This window comes from Streptomyces sp. NPDC003284, from assembly GCF_053589675.1.
Map to the genome: position 1 here is coordinate 13,353 of NZ_JBSFSI010000035.1, position 20,057 is coordinate 33,409.

Annotated in this window: 16 protein-coding genes; 10 read left to right on the forward strand and 6 right to left on the reverse strand. The window is 74.8% G+C overall.

What is annotated here, in order from left to right; all coding sequences use genetic code 11:
* Positions 1–28 precede the first annotated feature (28 nt).
* Entirely contained in the window at positions 29–403 is a 375-nt protein-coding gene (locus ACWDYF_RS36675) for a helix-turn-helix domain-containing protein (RefSeq protein ID WP_389471135.1), read from the forward strand.
* The gene (locus tag ACWDYF_RS36680; RefSeq protein WP_389471132.1) at positions 400–2,076 is read left to right on the forward strand and encodes a helix-turn-helix domain-containing protein; all 1,677 of its coding nucleotides are present in this window, start codon (positions 400–402) and stop codon (positions 2,074–2,076) included. The genes ACWDYF_RS36675 and ACWDYF_RS36680 overlap by 4 nt, the downstream gene beginning before the upstream one ends.
* A gap of 13 nt (positions 2,077–2,089) precedes the next feature.
* Here the strand turns inward: ACWDYF_RS36680 and ACWDYF_RS36685 are convergent, their stop codons facing one another.
* Positions 2,090–2,818, reverse strand: a complete 729-nt coding sequence (locus tag ACWDYF_RS36685; protein ID WP_018569586.1) for an aggregation-promoting factor C-terminal-like domain-containing protein — start codon at positions 2,816–2,818, stop codon at positions 2,090–2,092.
* A gap of 315 nt (positions 2,819–3,133) precedes the next feature.
* Between ACWDYF_RS36685 and ACWDYF_RS36690 the strand changes: the two genes are divergently transcribed.
* Positions 3,134–4,555: an FAD-binding protein gene (locus ACWDYF_RS36690; protein ID WP_381741760.1), complete on the forward strand. Its 1,422-nt coding sequence runs from the start codon at positions 3,134–3,136 to the stop codon at positions 4,553–4,555.
* Positions 4,556–4,571: 16 nt separating this feature from the next.
* Here the strand turns inward: ACWDYF_RS36690 and ACWDYF_RS36695 are convergent, their stop codons facing one another.
* The 4 genes from ACWDYF_RS36695 to ACWDYF_RS36710 all read right to left on the reverse strand — a co-directional run bounded on the left by ACWDYF_RS36695 (position 4,572) and on the right by ACWDYF_RS36710 (position 7,955).
* Complete coding sequence (locus tag ACWDYF_RS36695) at positions 4,572–5,003, reverse strand: SRPBCC family protein (RefSeq protein WP_381741762.1); 432 nt, start codon at positions 5,001–5,003, stop codon at positions 4,572–4,574.
* 158 nt (positions 5,004–5,161) lie between these two features.
* Positions 5,162–6,286 carry a YeiH family protein gene (locus ACWDYF_RS36700; RefSeq protein ID WP_389471161.1) on the reverse strand — a complete coding sequence of 375 codons (1,125 nt, stop codon included), beginning with the start codon at positions 6,284–6,286 and terminating at the stop codon, positions 5,162–5,164.
* A gap of 20 nt (positions 6,287–6,306) precedes the next feature.
* Complete coding sequence (locus ACWDYF_RS36705) at positions 6,307–6,888, reverse strand: cysteine dioxygenase family protein (protein WP_381741764.1); 582 nt, start codon at positions 6,886–6,888, stop codon at positions 6,307–6,309.
* 161 nt (positions 6,889–7,049) lie between these two features.
* On the reverse strand, positions 7,050–7,955 hold the full coding sequence (locus ACWDYF_RS36710) for a LysR family transcriptional regulator (protein ID WP_389471125.1): 906 nt from the start codon (positions 7,953–7,955) through the stop codon (positions 7,050–7,052).
* Positions 7,956–8,096: 141 nt separating this feature from the next.
* Between ACWDYF_RS36710 and ACWDYF_RS36715 the strand changes: the two genes are divergently transcribed.
* From ACWDYF_RS36715 to ACWDYF_RS36740, 6 genes are all read left to right on the forward strand, one after another.
* Positions 8,097–9,128, forward strand: a complete 1,032-nt coding sequence (locus tag ACWDYF_RS36715) for a hypothetical protein (RefSeq protein ID WP_389471122.1) — start codon at positions 8,097–8,099, stop codon at positions 9,126–9,128.
* The gene (locus ACWDYF_RS36720; protein WP_389471117.1) at positions 9,128–11,335 is read left to right on the forward strand and encodes a protein kinase domain-containing protein; all 2,208 of its coding nucleotides are present in this window, start codon (positions 9,128–9,130) and stop codon (positions 11,333–11,335) included. The genes ACWDYF_RS36715 and ACWDYF_RS36720 overlap by 1 nt, the downstream gene beginning before the upstream one ends.
* Positions 11,336–11,390: 55 nt before the next feature.
* The gene (locus ACWDYF_RS36725) at positions 11,391–13,664 is read left to right on the forward strand and encodes a bifunctional serine/threonine-protein kinase/ABC transporter substrate-binding protein (protein ID WP_389471113.1); all 2,274 of its coding nucleotides are present in this window, start codon (positions 11,391–11,393) and stop codon (positions 13,662–13,664) included.
* 228 nt (positions 13,665–13,892) lie between these two features.
* The gene (locus ACWDYF_RS36730) at positions 13,893–15,545 is read left to right on the forward strand and encodes an FG-GAP repeat domain-containing protein (RefSeq protein WP_381741769.1); all 1,653 of its coding nucleotides are present in this window, start codon (positions 13,893–13,895) and stop codon (positions 15,543–15,545) included.
* Positions 15,546–15,801: 256 nt separating this feature from the next.
* The gene (locus tag ACWDYF_RS36735; RefSeq protein ID WP_389471109.1) at positions 15,802–16,317 is read left to right on the forward strand and encodes a hypothetical protein; all 516 of its coding nucleotides are present in this window, start codon (positions 15,802–15,804) and stop codon (positions 16,315–16,317) included.
* A gap of 230 nt (positions 16,318–16,547) precedes the next feature.
* Positions 16,548–17,240, forward strand: a complete 693-nt coding sequence (locus tag ACWDYF_RS36740) for a hypothetical protein (RefSeq protein WP_389471107.1) — start codon at positions 16,548–16,550, stop codon at positions 17,238–17,240.
* 53 nt (positions 17,241–17,293) lie between these two features.
* On the opposite strand, the gene ACWDYF_RS36745 is transcribed toward ACWDYF_RS36740, so the two are convergent.
* Positions 17,294–18,187 (reverse strand): TetR/AcrR family transcriptional regulator, encoded by an 894-nt coding sequence (locus ACWDYF_RS36745; protein ID WP_389471104.1) that lies wholly within the window; start codon positions 18,185–18,187, stop codon positions 17,294–17,296.
* Positions 18,188–18,311: 124 nt separating this feature from the next.
* On the opposite strand from ACWDYF_RS36745, the gene ACWDYF_RS36750 reads away from it, so the two are divergent.
* The gene (locus tag ACWDYF_RS36750) at positions 18,312–19,844 is read left to right on the forward strand and encodes a GMC family oxidoreductase (RefSeq protein ID WP_389471101.1); all 1,533 of its coding nucleotides are present in this window, start codon (positions 18,312–18,314) and stop codon (positions 19,842–19,844) included.
* Positions 19,845–20,057: the final 213 nt, after the last annotated feature.

Here is a 20,057-nt window from a genome sequence, read left to right on the forward strand (position 1 = left end):
ATGGGATCCGGGTGCTAGATTCGGCGGTATGCGGATGACCTCGGCGGACCGGGTCCGGACAGCGGTGGCGGCGCTCCTGCACGCCACCGGCGAGTCGCAGACGGACCTCGCGGCGGCCCTCGGAGTGAGCCAGGCCCAGGTGAGCCGGCGTCAGTCCGGCAGCACCGCGTGGAGCCTCGACGACTGCGACGCGGTCGCCGGGCACTTCGGCATCGACGCCCTCGACCTGCTGGCCGGACCCACCCGTGCCTCGGAGGCGCTGCCCGACGCCCGCCGCAGGGGAGCCGACCGCCGTACCGGCGCGGGTGCGGGCGCGGGTGCGGGCACAGGTGCGGCCGGACAGTCCGCTGTTCCCGCTCTCGCTGCCGCCGCTGCCCCTGCTTCGGAGGAGGCCGCGCGATGACGGACTTCGACGCGATCGACGCTCTGCTGGCGACCGCCCGGCAGGAGGTGCCGCTGCCGGACGCCGCGGAGCGGCGCGTGCTGCGCGAGGGGCTGAACCTGTCGCGCGCCCAGGTGGCGCAGGTCCTGGGGGTCAGCCCGTCCACGGTGGGCGGCTGGGAGTCGGGGCGGGACCCCGCGGGCGAGGTGCGGGAGAAGTACGCGTACTTCCTCTCCGGGGCGCGCGCCCGACTTGAGGAGCGAACCGCGCCGTCCGGAACGGCCGCGCCCACCGAACCTGCCGAACCCGCCGAACCCTCCGGATTCGCGGAGCCCACCGACCCCGTCGAACCTGCCGAACCTGCCGGACCCGCCGAACCGGTCGGCGCGCCCGAGGAGTCCGGTGCCGACGCCGGGGACGCCGAGAACGCCGTCGATGCCGTCGACGAGGTGGAGATGCTGGCGCGGCCCCGGGCGTGTGTGCTGTGCGGCGGGCCCGCCCGGCAACAGGTGGCGGGGTTCCCGCAGCACCTGGACCCGGCCGAGTGCGGCGCCGCACCGGCGGCCCCCGCCCCGCCGCCCGCGCGGGACTCCGGACCCCGCACCCCCCGCGCCGCTGCCCGGCCCACGACCCCTGCCGACGGCGGAAACCGGGGCGACCGGGGCGACCGGGGCGGTGTGCCCATCGTCCCGGTCGGGCGGCGCGCGCAGGCGGCCTCGGCGGGCGAGGCGGACCCGGTCGCCCGTGCCGTGGCCGAGGTCCTGGCGCAGCACTCCGGTGATGTCGAGGCGGCCACGGCCGCGCTGGTCAGGCGGGCGATCCCGGACGCGATGGCGCTGCTCGACCACACCCGCAAGGGCGGGCGCTACGACATCGTGGCCCATCCCTGGCTGCCCGATGTGCTGCACAAGCAGAGCGCGCGCGGCGCCGACCAGATCTGGGAGGCCCGGCCCAAGTGGACGCGGCCCGAACTGCCGCCCGGTACGCACGAGGTGACCGCGCTCGACGTCAACGGCGCCTATCTGAGCGCGCTGAAGACGCATCTGCCGCTCGGCCAACTGGAGCACTCCACCGGCGATCACCACGACCGCCGCCGGGCCGGTGTGCATCTGATCACGGCGCCCGCCTGGGAGCACGACGCGGTGCTGCCGAACCCGATCGGCAGCCGGGACGAGCCGGGCCCGCTGTGGGTGACCGAGCCGACGCTGCGGCTGCTGCTGCGGCTGTCCGGACCGAAGTACGGCCTGTGCGACCCGCCGGAGATCCACGAGTCGTGGACCTCGGGCGCCACGGAGAATCTGCTGGAGAAGTTCCGGGTGGCGCTCAAGGACGCCCGGGACCGGGCCATCGCCGAGGACGACGAGGTGACGCTGACGTATGTGAAGGCGATGTACTCGAAGTTCGTCTCCACGCTCGGCGAGTCCAACTACAACCGCGAGATCTACCGCACCGACTGGATGCACCTCATCCGCAGCCAGGCGTTCGTGAACCTGTGGTGGAAGGCCCACCGGTGCTACGACGAGGGCCTGTTGGTGATCCGGGCGATGGGCACCGACGAACTGCACGTCAGCGGCGACTGGCGCGGGGTCTTCCCCGAGGGGCGCGGGGTCACGGAGGTCAAGGTCAAGGACACCTACACCGTGGCGGCCGACGGCGGCGGCACCGCCGCAGGAGCCGCGCCCGAGGAGGGCTGAGCCGCCGGTCCGCTCAGTACCAGTGGTTGGTCTGCCAGAACGACCAGGCCGCGCACGGGCTGCCGTAGCTGGAGTTCATGTAGTTCAGGCCCCACTTGATCTGGGTGGCCGGGTTGGTGCGCCAGTCGGCGCCCGCCGAGGCGTACTTGCCGGCCGGGAGCGCCTGGAAGAGGCCGTAGGCGCCGGAGGAGGCGTTGACGGCGTTCATGTTCCAGCCGGACTCGTGGCTCACGATGTTGCTGAAGCACTGGAACTGGCCGCCGGGCACCATCTGCTGGGCCATCGCCTTGATCTGGGCCACGCTGTAGGAGCTCTGCACCGGGAAGCTGGAGGCGTCGGCGCCGGCCGACTGGCTCGACGCGTTCTTCAGCTCCTCCTGCTGCTTGGCCTTCTCCTTGGCCTCTTTCTCCTTGGCTTCCTTCTCCGCGGCCTCCTTCTCGGCCGCCGCCTTCTTGGCGATCGCGGTCTCGGCGGCCGCCTTGCGGGCCGCCTGCTCCGCGTCCTTCTTGGCGCTGACGTCCGCGGCGATGGCCTGGGCGTCCGCCTGCTGCGTCAGGGAAGCGGTCTGCACGGGGGCCTGCATGCCCACCGGGATGTCCGCGAGGAGTGTGGGGTCGGCCGCCGTCGCCTCGGCGTCGTTGTTCTGCGCGGTGCTCACCGAGGCGACACCGACGACGCTTCCGACAGCGGTGACCGCGGTGGCGGAGGCCACGGCGAGTCCCCGGACCGAGATCCGGCTCACAGGGTTTCCTTTCGCAGAGCCCCTGCGGCACGGCATGGGGCGGTCGTACGAACCGAGACTCTGCCGTAACACGCGCCACAAGGCAATCCCGGGGCCGGTTTCCGGACGCCACCGCATCATTTCGGACACCGGTCGGCCGCCGCCGGTTCCGGTCGGCTGAACCCCCGGTTCCGTCCGGCTCGTGTACTCACCGCCAGGGTTCGTCCTCGTGTGTCCGTGTGCCGAAGCGCCCCCGCGCGCACCGCCGTGGCGGAGCGCGTCCGGTCGCACACACGCGGGGACGGACCGCACCCCCAGTGGATGAGCGAGATCTCGATGAGCGGGAACCTTACGGAGCACACCGCGACGGCCCTTTCGACGCGGGACGTGGCCGCTCTGCGGCAGGCCGTCGCCGGGCCGGTGCTGCTGCCCGGCGAGGACGGGTACGCGGCCGAGTGCGCCACGTACAACCTCAACAGCCCTCTGGAGCCCGCGGTGGTGGTCGGGGCCACCGGTGAGGACGACGTGCGCGCGGCCGTCCGGTTCGCGGCCGGGCGGGGCATGCCGGTCGCGGTGAAGAGCGCGGCCCACCAGGTGACCGCGCCCGCGCACGGCGGGCTGCTCGTCACCACCGGCCGGATGACGTATCTGTCCGTCGACGCCCAGGCGCGGACGGTGCGGGCGGAGGCGGGCGTGCGCTGGCGCGATGTGCTGCCGCGCACGGCCGAGTTCGGGCTCGCCCCGCTGGCGGGCTCGGCGCCCGACGTCGGTGTGGTCGGCTACACCCTGGGCGGCGGCCAGAGCCCCCTGCTCGGGCGGACGCTGGGGTACGCGGCCGGCCATGTGCGCGGCCTCCGGGTCGTCACGGCGGACGGGGAGGTGCGCCGGGTCGACGCGGACAGCGAGCCCGAGCTGTTCTGGGCGATGCGCGGCGGCAAGGGCAACTTCGGTGTGGTGACCGAGATCGAGTTCGACGTGTTCCCGGTGACGCGTTTCTACGGCGGCGGGATCTACTTCCCGGGCGAGTGCCTGGCCGAGCTGCTGGAGGCGTGGCGCGCCTGGGTGCCGTCCCTGCCCGAGGAGACGACGACCTCCGTCGGTGTCCAGCGGCTGCCCGACCTGCCGGTGCTGCCCGAGCCGCTGCGCGGTGCGTTCGTGGCGCATCTGCGGTTCGGCCACCTGGGTTCGGCGGCCGAGGGCGAGCGGCTGCTCGCGCCGCTGCGGGCGGTCGCCCCGCCGCTGCTCGACCTGGTCGGGGAGAAGCCGTACACCGCTGTCGGGGAGATCCACCTGGATCCGGTGGACCCGATGCCGTACTACGACCGCAGCGTCTGCCTGGGCGAGTTCACCGAGAAGACGGTGGAGACGCTGGTGCGGCTGACCGGGCCGGAGTCCGGCTGCACGCTGGCCAATGTGGAGATCCGGGCGCTGGGCGGGGCCTTCGACCGTGAACCGGCCGTCGCCGACGCGGTGTCGTCGCGGGGCGCGGCGTTCGTGGTGTTCGCGTTCGCGGTGGGCGGCGCGGATCGGGCGGACGCGCTCAGGGGCGGGCTCGCCGAGGTGATGGACGGGCTGGCCCCGTGGGCGCTGGAGCGCGGCATGGTGAACTTCCTGTCACCGGACGAGGCGACGGACCCGCGGGAGGTGCGGGCGGTGTACGGGCCGGAGCGCTACGACCGGCTGGCCGCGGTGAAGCGGCGCTACGACCCTTCCAACGTCTTCCGTTTCAACCACAACGTGGCTCCGGGCGAGGGCTGAGCCAGGCCCCGGAGGGTTACTTCTTCGCCTTCAGCGGGCCCGAGAAGGACTTGCGCAGGGACGCGGGGGCGGCGAGCGGGAGCAGCGCGGCGAGCATCTTGCCCTTGACCGAGGAGGGCTGGCGGGTCAGGACGACGTCCACGCGGGTGCCGTCGGCCTCGGGGGTCGCGGTGAAGACCCAGCCGCCGCCGGCGCCGAAGAGCTTCGAGTCGAGCGTGGTGATGTCGACCCGGCCCTCCTCGATGTCCCACTGGTAGCGCGCCCGCTCCCAGGCGGCGGCGGTGCCCTCGGTCACCTCGGCCCAGGTGTCGCCGGATCCGTGGACGGTGAAGTGCTCGGCGTCGATGGTGGGCCAGTTCTCGGCGCGCGAGGGGCCGAAGTCGGTCAGCACCCTGACGACGTCGGCGGGGCTGAGCTCGGAGATGAGGTGGAAGCGGATGACGGCCATGGTGTCCCTCGCATCGAGAAGTAGTAACCGGTTGGGCTGGTGACGACTCTTCCATGAAGAGCGTCACCAGTCAAGCCGGTTACTCAGGTGAGGGAGGCGGATCCGCCAGGCCGTCCACCGGCCGTCCGCCGGTCGCCCGCCAGCCGTCCGTCAGGTCGTCAGGTCGTCAGCAGCACACCTCCGTACGACACACCCGCGATCACGATCCAGGAGCAGAGCCCGAGCGCCGCGACCCGTCCGCCGTCGCGGACCAGGGACGGCAGGTGGACCGCGCTGCCCAGGCCCACCAGGGCGGCGGCCAGCAGCAGTTCCTGCGCGTGGTGGGCGAGGTCGAGGGCGGAGTGCGGGACGAGCCCGGTGGAGCGCAGCGCGACCATGGCCAGGAAGCCGACGACGAAGAGCGGCACGATCGGTGTCCGCCCGCCCGCACGGCCCTCCCGCGCGCCGGTGCCGCCCCCGGTCCCGTCCGCCGCCCGCGCGGCGTCCTCGCGCCTGCGGCGCCGCAGAGCCAGCCCGACCGAGGCGACCAGCGGCGCGAGCATCGCCACCCGCATCAGCTTGACGAGGACCGCCTCGCGCAGCGCGGTCGGCCCGGCGGTCTGCGCGGTCGCCACCACCTGGCCGACGTCGTGCACCCCGGCGCCCACCCAGCGCCCGAACTGGGTGGCGTCCAGGCCCAGCGGCCCGTGCAGCAGCGGCAGGACGACGATGGCCAGGGTGCCGCAGAGCGTCACCATCGCCACGGCCGTGGCCACGTCCTCCTCCTCGCTGCCCGAGACGTCGCTCATCGCGCCGACCGCGGACGCCCCGCAGATCGAGTAGCCGGTCGCGATCAGCAGCGGCTGGTCCCCGGGCAGACCGAGGCGCCGCCCGAGCCAGACCGTGCCCGCGAAGGTCGCGGCCACGGTGCACACCACCATGGCGACGGTCTCCCAGCCCAGGCCCGCGATGTCGTCCAGACCGACGCTCAGGCCCAGCAGGACCACGCCCACCCGCATCAACCGCTTGCCCGCGAAGCTGAGTCCGGGCCGCGCCGCACCGCGTACGACGGTGCGCAGCCGCGGCACGTGCGCGGCGACGACACCGGCCACGACGGCGGCGGTGAGCATCGGCACACCGGGCAGCAGCCGGTGCACCGCCCAGGCCAGCGCGACCCCGGCGGCGGCCGCCGCCAGACCGGGCAGCTTCGCCCGCGGCCCGGCCGCGGGACGCGGCGCGCCGCCCGCGGGACGCGGGGCCGTACCGGCGCGCGCGGACGCGGGCTCCGGTGCCTCGGCCACCACTGCGGTCCGCCCGCGCCCGCTCATCGTTCGTCGGCCGGCGGCTCGTAGACCCGCCGGACGCTGCTGCCCAGGCGGCCGATGTCGGCCCCGTAGAGGTGCAGCGAGACGGCCTTGCCCGCGCCGCCGTTCCAGACCCGGTGGATGTCGCCCGGCGGCGCGAAACCGCACACGTCGCCCTGCTCGTTGACGACGTCCTCGGTGGCGACCAGCCGGGCCGCGGCGCCCTCGCCGGTGAGCCGGTAGCGGCGTTCGTGCTCGCGTCCCTCGTGCACTCCCGTGACACACCACGACACGTGGTCGTGGACGGAGGTGCGCTGTCCGGGGAGCCACACCAGGGCCACGACCGAGAAGCTGCCGTCCGCCTCGACGTGCAGGACGTGCTGGCGGTAGTGGTCCGTGCTGCCTTCGCGCTGTTCCTCGGTCAGCAGGTCCCCGGCGCCGAGATGCGGGGCCAGGCACTGGGCGACCAGGTCTGCGGTGCGCTCACCGGACAGGCCCTGCCGTACGGCCTCCCGCACTTCCTGGACAAGGCGGTCGAGGCGGTCGAGGCGGCCGGGACGGGGGGTGGCCGCCGTGCGCGTGCGGACGTCGGTAGTGGTCATGACGCCAGCGTCGGACCGGGAGAACCACAGGTCCAACGACGGTTTCTTCGGTCGTTCCCAAGCGGTGCTTATACGGGAGGACACCTACGCGGGAGGACACCTGTGCGAGAGGACGCTTGTGCGGGAGGAGGGACCGGACCGACCGGACCCGCGCCCCCGGTTCAGCAGCCGACGCGCCGCTCGGCGGCCTCCTTGATGGTGTCGACGACCAGGGCCGTCGCCGGTATCCGCAGGTGCTCGCGCAGCACGTACGCCGAGATACGCCGCCGTACGGCCGGTTCCAGGGACCGGCCCGCCACTCGGTCGAGCCGCAGGAAGGAGAGCACGAGGCCGGGCATCATGGCCACCCCCAGCCCCTCGGCGACCAGCGACTGCACCACGAGCCCGTCGTCCGTGGTGTACGCGATGTCGGGCGCGAAGCCCAGTTCGGCGCACTCGTGCAGGAAGTTGGTGCGGCAGCGCGGGCACCCGGCGATCCAGCGCTCCTCGGCGAGGTCGGCGAGCCGGACCGCGCGCCGCCGGGCCAGCGGGTGCCCGATCGGCAGCAGCACCGTCAACTGGTCCTCCAGCAGCGGGATCTCCACCACCTCGTCCGGCACCGACTCCCGGAGTCCCGGATAGGTGAAGGCCAGTGTGATGTCGCAGGCGCCGCGCGCCAGCCGCTCCAGCGAGTCGGGCGGCTCGTCCTCCAGCAACTGCACACGTATGCCCGGGTGGTCGGCGGCGAGCCGGGCCAGCGCCTCGGGGACGACGGTGGCGTTGGCGCTGGGGAAGGCGCAGACCAGTACCCGGCCGGAGCGCAGCCGGGTGATGGCCGTGACCTGCTCCTCCGCCACGGAGAGACTGCCGAGGATGCCCTCGGCGTGCCGGGCCAGGGTCTCGCCGGCCTCGGTCAGCCGCATCCGCCGGCCGACCCGGACGAACAGCGGCGAGCCCACCGTCCGTTCCAGCGCCTTCATCTGCTGGGTCACCGCCGGCTGGGTGTAGCCGAGGACGGCGGCGGCCCCGGAGTAGGTCCCGGCCGTCACCACCGCGTGGAAGGTCCTGATGTGCCGTGAATCGAACACGCGTCGAATCATAAGCGGAAGTTGGGTCCGGGACGGCAGAGGTGTCCGTGCACCCGCACCTTGCCGGGCCGGGGAACGGATCCGGCCACCCTGATCAGACGCCCTGACGACGGGTCGCGGCCCCTGCCATGATGGGCGTTCGTGGGGCTGGGGAGAGGTCTGCGGAGCGGCGCCGCGCTGCTCGGATGCGCGCTGGTGCTGACCGCGTGCACCCACACGGGCGCCCGCGGCGGCCCGTCCTCGGCCGCGGCTTCCGGCGACGCCCCGGGTACCGCCGCGGCCCGGCTGTCCGGAACACCTTCGTCCGGAACACCTTCGTCCGAGACACCTTCGCCGGACACACCTGCTTCCGGTCCCTCCGCTCCCGGTCCCTCCGTTTCCGGTCCGCCCGCTTCCGGTCCGCCGCCGTCCGGAGCACCCGCCTCCGGCGGTCCGGCCGCCCCGCTCCCCGCCGACGCGCCCGCGCAGGAGGCCGACCCGGCGAAGTCCCCCGCCGACGCGCGGGCGGCGCGGGCGCTGATCCGGGCGGTCATCGCCGACGAGGCGCTGGTGGGCGGCGGAGCCCGGCGGGCGGCACCGTACGAGAGCGATCCGGACACCTGGGCGGTGCTGGGCGAGGACTGCGTGTGGCGGCGCGCGGCGCTGCCCGCCGGGGTCCTGGGCAATCTGCGGCGCGACTTCGAGGTGCCGGGCGCGGGCGGCGCGCCCGCGCTGCGGCTGTCCGCCGAGGTCACCGTGCACCGCACGGCCCTGCTCGCCGCGTGGGACGAGGCCCGGATGGCGGAGGAGGCCCTGCGGTGCCCCGGGCAGACCCCGCGCGCCGGTGCACGGCTGACCGGACTGACGTCGGGCGCCTACGCCTGGGGCGAGGGCAACAACGCCTTCAGCGACGACACCCTGATCGAGCGCGGACAGTGTGTCAGCGATACGCGCGGCGGTCCGTACCCGTACTGGTGGACCCAGGCGACGTTCGGCCCGGTGGTCGTCAGCGCGTCGCTGTGCGGCGGCACCGCGCGCGACGAGGACGCCTCCGTCGACCTGGTGCAGACGTACTTCACGCAGATGCTGGGGCGGGTGAAGACCGAGATCGCGCGCCCGGCCGGTACGGCGTCCGGCACCCCCTCCGGTACCGCCGGGCCGTCCGTGGCGGCGTCCGGCCGGAAGGGCACGTGATGGAACCGCTGCTGCCCTCCGACCCGGCCCGGCTGGGCGGTCACCGGCTGCTGGGGCGGCTGGGCGCCGGTGGCATGGGCGTGGTGTACCTGGCGCGCGCGGACTCCGGTGAGCTGGCCGCGGTGAAGGTGATCCGTTCCGAGTACGCCGGGGAGGCCGAGTTCCGCGCCCGGTTCCGGCGGGAGGTGGCCGCGGCCCGCCGGGTGGCCGGTCCGTGGGTGGCGCGGGTGACCGGGGCCGACGCCGGGGCGCGGGAGCCCTGGCTGGCCACCGCGTTCGTGCCCGGCCCGTCCCTGGCCGAGGCGGTCGCGGCGGCCGGGCCGCTGCCGGGTGCGGCGGTGCGGGTGCTGGGCCGCGCCCTGGCCCGCGCCCTCGATGCCGTGCACGGCGCCGGTCTCGTGCACCGGGACGTCAAGCCCGGCAACGTGCTGCTGGCCCTGGACGGGCCCCGGCTCATCGACTTCGGCATCGCACGCTCCGTCTCCGCCGAGGCGACCGCCCTCACCTCCGACAGCGTGATCGTCGGCACACCCGGCTTCCTCTCGCCGGAACAGGCGCGGGCCGGGCAGGTGAGCACCGCGAGCGACGTGTTCTCGCTGGGCTGCGTCCTCGCGTACGCGGCCACCGGGCGGCCCCCGTTCGGCGGCGGCGCGGCCGACGCCCTGCTGTACCGCACCGTGCACGACCGGCCCGACCTCGACGGCGTACCGGACGACGGCGGGCTGCGGGCGCTGCTGGAGCGCTGCCTGGCCAAGGAGCCCGGCGACCGGCCCACCGCCGCCGGGGTCGCGGAGCGGCTCACCCCGGACGGACGGGACCCGGAGGCCGCGGAGGACCCGGCCGGTGCGCCGGACGGCTCGGCCGACTGGCTGCCCGAGCCGGTCGTCGCGATGATCGCCGACCGGTCCGCGCGGATGCTGGCGCTGCCCGCCGTGGAGCCCACCGAGGCCGGCCCCGGCGCCGTGCGGCAGCCGGATCCCGGCCCGCCCTCCGCCGCCGGACCGCCCCGCGCCTCCCGGCGGCGGCTGCTCGCCCTGACGGCCGTCGGCGCGCTCGTCGCGGCCGGGGGCGGCACCGCGCTGTGGGCGGCCCTGCGCGGCGGCGGGCACGGCGGCGCCCCGGCGGCCCGGCGGTGGGTGATCGGTGTCCAGGCCGACCTGAGCGGACCGCAGCGGACGGCGGGCCGCGCCCAGGAACAGGGGGTGCGGCTGGCCGTCGAGCAGTTCAACTCCCGCCCGGACCGGCCGTTCACCCTCACCGTACGGACCGAGGACGACGGCGGCCTCGCCTCGCGGGCGCGGGCGGCGGGCCTGCGGCTCACCGGCGACCGGGACGTGTTCGCCGTCGTCGGACCCACCGGGTTCACCTCCACCGCCGCGGCCCTGGCCTCGTACGAGAACACCGGGACGCCCCTGCTGACGGTGTCCGAGCTGTGCCTGTCCTCCGTCGGTTCCGCCCTGGTCACCGACCCGCGCGCCTACTTCCGCTGCGCCCCGCCCACCATGGCGGGCGCCTTCATGACCGACGCCCGGCTCGCCGCGTCGGGCGTGCGGCGGCCGGGCCTGCTCATGGACCGCGCGGGCCGCCTGACCGGCCGGGAGGCCGTGCAGATGGCGTACGGCACGGCGGCCAGGTTCAAGCTCTCCCCCTACATCCGGATCGTGCCCGCCGCCGCGCCCGACCCGTCCGTGGTCCTCGCCGACATGCTCGGCCACGGCGTCGACGCCCTCTACTACAGCGGCACCGCCGAACGCGCCGCCTCCGTCGCGCGGGCCCTGGCCGGACGCGGCTTCGGCGGCCCGCGGTTCCTGGACGGGCCCGCCGCCGCGGACGGCTTCCCCGCCGCCGCGGGCGCCGCGGCGGACGGCTGGCAGGCCCTCACCTCCTTCACCAGCCCCGGCATCCCGGCCGTGCGCTCCTTCACCACCGCGTTCCGCGCCCGCTACGGCGGCACGCCGGGCGTCTGGGCGGTGGAGGCGTACGACGCGGCCCGGCTGCTCATCGACCGGCTGTCCGCCCTGCACCGCGCGCACGGCGGACGGCCGAGCCGCGCCCGCCTGCTCGTAGCGGTGCGCGCGGCGGACTTCAAGGGGGTGGCGGCGACGTACGCGTTCGAGAAGGACGGCACGTTCAAGGGCGGCCGGCTCAGCCATCTGCGGGTGACCGGCGGCCGGTGGCGGTACGTCGGTCCGGTGGACCTGGCCTGAGGCACCCGGCGCAGAGCCGGAGAGAAACGGCGAGCACGGCATGGGGGGGGCGGGGATGCGGGCACTGACGGCGGACGATCCCGTCGCGATCGGCGGGCACCGGCTGCTGGCCCGGCTCGGCGCGGGCGGCATGGGCGTGGTCTACCTGGCCCGCGGCCGGGGCGGGCGGCTGGTCGCGCTCAAGGTGATCCGCGCCGAGCACGCGGCCGATCCGCACTTCAGGGCCCGGTTCCGGCGCGAGGCACGGCTCGCGGCCGGGGTGCGCGGCCGCTGGGCCGTACGGGTCACCGGCGCCGACACCGACGCCCCGGAACCCTGGCTGGCCACCGCGTTCGTGCCCGGCCCCTCGCTGGCCGAGGCCGTCGCCGCGCACGGCCCGCTGCCGGTGCCCGCCGTCCTCACCCTCGGCCGCCTGCTGGCCGAGGCGCTGGCCGAGGTGCACGCCGGGGGCCTGGTGCACCGGGACGTCAAACCCGGCAACGTCGTCCTCGGCCGCGACGGTCCCCGCCTCATCGACTTCGGCATCGCCCGCTCGGCCGCGGCGACCGCCCTGACCGCGCCGGACGCGGTGATCGGCACGCCCGGCTTCCTCTCCCCCGAGCAGACCCGGGTGCGCGGCGGCACCGTGGGCCCGGCGAGCGACCTGTTCTCGCTGGGCTGCGTCCTGGCGTACGCGGCCACCGGACGGCCCCCGTTCGGCGGCGGCGGACCGGCCGGTGTCCTGTACCGCACCGTCCACGAGGAACCCGAGCTGGACGGCCTCGCCCGGCTGCCGGGCCCGGCCCGCGCCGCCGTCGCCCGCTGCCTGGCCAAGGAAGCGGCGGCGCGGCCCACGGCGGAGGAGGTCCGGGAGGCGTTCGTCCACCGCCCGCCGGACCCCAGGGTCCCGGCTCCCGAGGGCCCGGCGGTCCGGGACGAGGACGCGCACGGAGCGGGCGACTGGCTGCCGCCCGCCCTGCTGCGGCTGGTCGCCGCGCACTCCGCCCGCGCCCTCGACCCGCCCGCACGGGCGGCGGCGCCCGCGCGGGACGACGGCACGGGCCGTGCCCGTACCGCCCTGGGCACCGCCGCAGATCCCGCCCGCGCGTCCATGCCGTCCGGGAACGCGGCGGGTGCGCGTCCGGCGTCCTCCCGGCGCCGGTTCCTCGTCGTCGGCGGCGCGGCGGCCGGGGTGCTCGGCGCCGCCGGGGCCGGGGCGCTCACGCTGTTCGCGCGCGGGCACGGCACGGCCGCGGGTCCGCCGCCGCCCGAGCACACCGTCGCGCTGCACGGCGCGGACCCGGAGCAGGAGCGCGGCGCCCGGCTGGCCGTGGCCGCGCACAACTCCCGTACCGGCGCGGGCTTCCGGCTCGCGGTACGCGCCGTCGCCGACCACGGACGGCCCGCCGAGGCCACCGAGGCGGCCCGGCGGCTGGTCGCCGATCCCGCCGTGTGCGCGGTGCTCGGTCCCGGTTCCGCCGCGTCGGTGCACGCCGCCGCGCAGGTGTACGGAGCGGTGTCCATGCCGGTGCTGCTGATCTCCTCGACGGCCTCCCCTGACGACCTGGCCCGGGTGCGTTCGCTGGGGGTGACACGGGCCGAGGAGGCGCTCGGGCTGCCGCTGTCGGTCTATCTCACCCAGGCCCGTCCGGTGCGCCGGACGGCGGTCGTCGAGGACCTGGCGGGCGGCGCCGCCGCCTCGCGGCTGGCCCGCTCGATCCGGGCGCAGCCGCCCGGCGGCGGCACGGTGAGCGGCCATCAGACCGCCGCGGACTCGGCCGACTTCGGCCCGGCCGTCGCCGGTGCGCTGGCCGCGCGCGCGGAGGCCGTCGTCTACGCGGGGACCTCTCCCGCGCGGGCCGCCGCCTGCGCCCGCGCCCTGGCCGCGGCCGGTTTCCACGGTGCGCGGCTCGCCGTGGAGCCGGTGATGCGCGCGGCGTTCCTGGACGCGGCGGGGGACGCGGCCGACGGCTGGGTGGTGTCGGCCCCCTACAGCGAGCCCGCCGCGATGACCACGGCGGCGGCCCGCTCCTTCACCGCCGCCTACCGCGCGCGGTACGGCCGCGCGCCCGGCCGGTGGGCCGCCGAGGCGTACGACGCCGTGAACCTGGTGGCCGGGACGCTGAGCGCGCTCGGCGGCGCCGGGGACCTCACCCCGGGGCAGGTCGCTGACCGGCTCTTCCGGACCTCGGCGCAGGGGGTGGCCAAGCCGCTCCGCTTCAGCGCCGACGACCCCACCCATCCCCTGGACTTCACCCGGGCGAGCTTCCTCTACGGCGTCACCGGCGGCGCGTTCCGCTTCCTGGGCCGGGCCGACGAGGTCACCCGGCCGCCGGACGCGGCGGCCTGAGGGGTGTTCACCTGACGGTCATCGAGTGGTGGCCGGACCCGCGACACCGCGGGCATCAGCAACCTCACAGCTATCGTACAATCCGACGAACATCGGCTTCACTGAATCTTTTCAGGATGTCGACGCCACAATTTGATCAGTGGGGGGCTTTTGTCTATTTCGCGCCCATTCAACAGAGCGCGCCGTTCCCGGCTGCTTGGCTGCACCGCCCTCGCGGTCGCCGCGGGCATGTTCCTGAGCACGCCGGCTCTGGCCGCCGACAAGCCGTCGCAGGACGTCAGCATTCCGGCGCCCAAGGCGAAGACGCCGAAGGGGGACCGGCCGCAGGCCGACCCGCGCGCGAGGTCTCTGCGCGCGGGCACCAAGGCCGTCGCGGCGTCGCTCGACCTCGACGGCGACAAGATCGGCGACAACCTCGTCCGGCTCGACGACGGCACCGTCCTCGCGTGGCTCAGCTCCACGAACGACTTCACGCCGTACACCATCGACACGGCGACCCCGGACGAGAAGCAGAAGGACATCATCACGCCGGGGAACCTCGACGGTTCCGGCGGCGACGAGGTCCTGACGCTGTCCACGACGGGCACCCTGTCCCTCTACCAGAGCAACGGTACGGACGGCACCGGCCCGGCTCTGTGGACCGGCCAGGGCTGGCAGATCTACAACAAGGTCTTCGCGCCCGGCGACGTGACCGGTGACGGCAAGCCCGATCTGCTCGCCCGCACCTACTCCGGCGACCTGTACCTGTACCAGGGCACGGGCAGCGACAGCAGCCCGTTCCGCGCGCGGGTCCTGGTCGGCTCCGGCTGGTCGATGTTCGACCAGCTGGTCGGCGTCGGGGACATGAACAAGGACGGCATCGGCGACGTCGTCGCCCGTACGCCCTCCGGCGACCTGTACTTCTACGCCGGCAAGGGCAGCGCCACCGCCCCGCTCGCCACCCGCACCAAGATCGGCAGCGGCTGGAACGCGTACAACCAGATCATCGCCGCCGGTGACTGGAACGGTGACGGTCTCGGCGACCTGCTCGGCCGCACCGCCTCCGGTGACCTGTACTCGTACTACGCCGACGGGTCGGGGAACTTCGCCGCCCGGCAGAAGAACGGCAGCGGCTTCGAGCCCGTCGACCTCTTCGCCGGCAGCGGTGCCAACCCGTACTGGGGCAAGTCCTCGCTGATCGGCCTGGACAACGCGGGCACCCTCTTCTGGTACGGCGCCCAGCACAACGGCCAGTTCAGCGCCCGCTCGCAGATCAGCGACACGGGCGGCTGGGCCGGGGCGCAGATCGGTTACGCGTCCTCGCTCGACCCGGACGGGTACGCGGACCTGCTGGAGCTGTACAGCGGCACGCTGTACAACTACGGCGCCGGGGCCGACGACGCCCTGGCCACCGGCTGGAGCAACTACAAGCTCTTCATCGGTCCGGGCGACCTGAACGACGACGGCAAGGGCGACCTGCTCGCCCGCGACGGTTCGGGCAACCTGTACCTGTTCCGCGGCAACGGCACCGGCGCCTCCGTCGCCTCCCCGATCAAGATCGGCGGCGGCTGGAACGCGTACGACAAGATCGTCGGCGCGGGCGACCTCACCGGCGACGGCCGTGCCGACGTCCTCGCGCGCACGCCCTCCGGCACGCTGTACCTGTACCGCGGCACCGGCAACAGCAGCGCGCCGTTCGCCGGCAAGGTGAAGATCGGTGACGGCTGGCAGCAGTACAACAAGCTGGCCTCGCCCGGCGACCTCGACGGCGACAACAACGCCGACCTGGTCGCGGTCAACTCCAAGGGCGAGCTGTACCGCTACGGCTCCACGGGCCAGGGCCAGTTCAAGGCCCGGGTGAAGCTCGGCACCGGCTGGAACACGTACAAGAACCTGTACTGACCACCGGAACCGCACGGGCCTGACGACCCGGCAACTCGCGGTACCCGCATCAGGAAGAGGCTCCCCCGGCGTCATGACGCCGGGGGAGCCTCTTGTACGTCGGGGCGGATCCCGGCACCTCCTCCCAGAGGACCTGGAGGGACCGAAGGGACCAGGTGTCGGATGCAGTCAGATGACCGATGCGCCTCCGTGGCCGAAAGGCGACTGTGGACAGAGCCGCGCCGCACCGGCGCGCACGTTCCCGTTCGGAGTCCGCATGACCAGGTTCAACATGATCGACCTGACGGGCCGGCCGGCCTCCCGCCGCCCGCCGGCCCGGCCGCCCCTGCCCCGGCGCCGGTCCGCGCCCGGCCCCGACGGCGGCCCGGCGCCCCGCCCCCTCCTCACGCTCGTCCCGGGCCGCGACCCCTACCGCAGCCCCGTCGAGCTGCGCACCCTCGTCCGGGCGCCGATGCCCGAGGACGTGCGCGGTGCGCTGGTCACGACGGTGCGGAAGGCGCCCGGCCGGACGTTCCAGGTCCGCTGGACCACGCTCGACGACCCCTCCCGCATCCCGGCGGGCCGGGTGCGGCTGTCCTGGACGCACGCGGCGGACGGCCGGACGGACGTCAGCGCCCATCTGGGGCTGCCGGGAGCCCAGGTGCTGCTGGCCGTCTGGCCCGCGCTGCGCGGCAACTGGTGCGATGTGGTCCGGCCGACCGTCGCCGAGGTGACGGAGCTGCACGCGGCCCTCAGCCTGGCCACCGCGGCACTCGACCACCTGGTCCGCTGACGGCGGCAGTCCGACGTCACTTCCACGGCACACATGCGGCACATATGCGGCACATCCGTGGCACTGCGCGGCGCGCGGGCGGCCCGGTGCGCCCTCCGGGACGACACCGGGGGTGTCGACGGGTCCACCCCCGGTCCGGGTGCCAGGCCGAGCGCTTCCGGGCCCCTCCGCTGCCAGCATTTCTCCTGCCGGAGCGGTACGGCCCCGGCCCCGGCCCGAGGAGGAACCCCGTGCAGAAGACCGCCGCCCGGCGCATGACCGCGTTCAGCGCCCTCGCCACCGCCCTCGCCCTCATCGTCGAAGTACCGCTGTACTTCGTCTACTCGGGCCCGCCGCCGGACTCCAATGTGCTGGCCCGGCTCCTGATCGGGATTCTCGCCCTGGGATGCCTGCTCGTCCTCGTGACCTCCCTGCGGGAACTGGTCCGCACCGCGCGGCCGGACCTGGAGTGGGCGGGCACCCTCGCCTTCACCGCCGGTGTCGCGTACACGGTCGTCACCCTGATCTCCAGCGGCCTGGAGGCGGGGGCGGTGATCCAGACGGACCGTCCCATCGACCCCACCATCGCGGTCAGCGGCACCTACATCCTGTACGGCACGGTCTCCCGCATGCTGCTGGCCATGTTCCTGGCGGCCACCGGCTACACGCTCTCCCGCACGGGACTGCTGCCCCGCTGGGTGCACCGCACGGCCTACGCCCTCGCGGCGGTGAACCTGGCCTTCATGCCCTCGCTGTTCTTCGGCAACACCCCCGCGCACTTCTACGCCGCCAACGGCTGGGGGACGACCGCGCTCATGGGCGCCCTGTTCAGCTACTGGCTGCTCGCCCTCGGCGTCGCCGCCCACCGCGCCGCCCGCCCCGGCAGGCGCGGGCGCCCCGGCGACGGCGCGGCACCGGCGCCCGCGCCCGTGTCCGCCCGGTGACGGCACCGTCCCCGCCGCCAGCGCCGCCCCCGTGCCCGCCCGGCTCACCGCGCTCAGCCGTCCTCGGGCGGCCGGGAGCCCGTGTCGGCCAGCCGGTTGAGCCACTCGACGAGCAAGGACCGCTCCGCCGGGGTGACCGCCGGGGAGTCACTCCGGGCGAGCGCAGCGCGCAGCGCCATCGCGGCCTTCGCCGTGTCGTCGGCTTCCCCGGTCTCTCCGGTCCCGCTGGTCTCTCCAGTCCCGCCGGTGTCCCCGCTGCCGCCGGTCTCCCCGGTCCCGGGCGGGGCGGTGGCCGGTGTGCTGATGGCGGCGAGCACGATCTCGCGCGCGGCGTCCGCGGTGCGCAGGTCGCGCTGCTCGGGCGGGGCACCGATCAGGGTGAGGATCGTGCCCACGCTCGACGCGTGCATGATGGCCGCCGCGCGCTCGATGCTCATTCGCAGCCGCCCGGCCGCGGCGACCCGGGTGATCATGCGCTGGAGTTCGGCGACGGCCTTCTGCCCGGCCCGCGGCACCTGCCCGGCGCGCGCCTGCCCGTACGCCAGGGTGTAGTACGCCGGCTGGGTCAGCCCGAACCGGATGTGCAGGTCCCAGGCGACGCGCAGGTCGTCGACCGGGTCGCCGCTCTCCGGCAGCCTCGCCTTGGCCCGCAGGTACGTCTCGAAGCCGTGCTCGCTCACCGCTTCGAGCAGGCCGTCCTTGTCCCCGAAGAGCCGGAAGATCGTCGGCGGCGCCACTCCGGCGCGGGCCGCGACGGCGCGGGTGGACGTGGCGTCGATGCCCTCCGAGACCAGCAGGCCGGCGGCCGCCTCGACGATCCTGCGGCGCACGCCCGCGGCCGCCGCCTCCGGCCCCGGCTCCCCTTCCCCTTCTCTTCCTCTTCCTTCTGCTCTTTCTCTTCTTTTTTCGCTGTGTCCCATGTCCTCCATGCCTTCCACGCCTGCCATGAACCGACGGTATCAAAACTTACGGATCGTTGATACGGACCGGTGATACGCTAGAAAGCGAATCGTCGATTCATGACGGTTCATCACTGATCGCAGGATCGATCCAGGCGAGGGGCGAGGCGACATGACCGCACAGAACTCCGGACGGGAACCGGCGTACGACGTGATCGTGGTCGGCGGCGGCAGCGCCGGGTGCGTACTGGCGGCACGGCTGTCGCAGGACGCGGACGTCCGCGTCCTGCTGCTGGAGGCCGGCCGTCCGGCCGTCGGGCTGCCGGACGCGGTGGCGCATCCCCCGGCCTGGCCCTCGCTGGCCGCTTCGAGCGCCGGATGGGGTGACGCCACGGTGGTCCAGGACTCCTCCGGCGGCCCGGTCCCGCTGCCCCGGGGCCGCGGCCTCGGCGGCTCCTCGGCCATCAACGCCATGGTGTTCGCCCGCGGCCACCGCTCCAGCTACGACAGCTGGAGCGAGCACGGCGCCAAGGGCTGGTCCTTCGACGACCTGCTGCCGTACTTCCGGCGCACCGAGACCGCCGTCAGCGGCGCCCCGGGCCGCGGACTGGACGGCCCCCTGACCGTCGGCCCCGCCGCCGAGCCCAACGAGGTGCTGCTCGCCTGCCTCGAAGGCGCCGTCGAGACCGGCCACCGCCGGGCCCACGACATCAGCGGCGGCCTGGAGGAGGGCTTCGCCCCCGTCGATCTCAACGTCGTCGCCGGGCGCCGCCAGAGCGCGGCCGACGCCTATCTGGCCCCGGTCCTGCACCACCCCAACCTGCGCGTCGTCACGGACGCGGTCGCCCACCGGCTGCTGTTCGACGGCACCCGCTGCACGGGCGTCGAGTACGGCGTCGACGGCCGCGTGCACACCGCGACCGCGGCCCGCGAGGTCGTGCTGAGCGCGGGCACGATCGGCTCCGCCGCGCTGCTGCTGCGCTCCGGCATCGGCCCCGAGGAGGAGCTGCGCCGGGCCGAGGTGCCGCTCTTCCACCACCTGCCCGGCGTCGGCCGCAATCTGCACGACCATCCCCGGGCCAACCTCGTCCACCGCACCGGCCGCCCGGTGCCCGCCGCGCGGTACAACCACGGCGAGATCATCGGCCTGCTGCGCAGCACACCCGAGGCCGACGGCCCGGACGTGCAGATCATCTTCATCGACATCGCCCTCCCCAACCCGGTGGCCCCGGTGGAGAACGGCTTCACCATCGGCGTCTCCCCAATGCGCCCGGTCAGCCGCGGCACCCTGCGCATCGCCTCCGCCGACCCGTACGCGCCGCCGGTCCTGGACCCGGCGTACTTCAGCGCGGAGGAGGACGTCCGCGCGGTGGTGTCCGGCATCAGGGCGGCCCGCCGGATCGCGGCCTCCTCCGCGCTCGCCGCCTGGGGCGCCGAAGAGGTCAGCCCGGGGCCCGGCGCCCCGGACGAGCAGGCTCTGGGCGCCTACGCCCGCAGGTACTTCGGCTCCTACTGCCACCCGGTCGGCACCTGCGCCCTGGGCGAGGACGAGGTCTCGGTCGTCGACTCCGAGCTGCGGGTGCGGGGGCTGGAGGGCCTGCGCGTGGCCGACGCCTCCGTCATGCCGTCCATCCCCTCCAACAACACCAATGCCACGGTCTACGCGATCGCCGAGCGGGCGGCCGAGCTGCTGCGCCAGGGGTGAGGACCGGTCGCGGGGCACCCGTCGGCCGCCCCGCGACCGAGACGGTTGAGGCAGGTACCGCCACGGAAGCGGGGCGGCACCTGCGGCAGGTTGCACAGCGCTGGCTAGGGTGGGCCCGTGAGAGCCGACGCAGCACGCAATCTTGAAGCCGTTCTGACCACCGGGGCACGGATGCTCGCCGCCGACCCGGGCGCGAGCATCGCGAGCATCGCC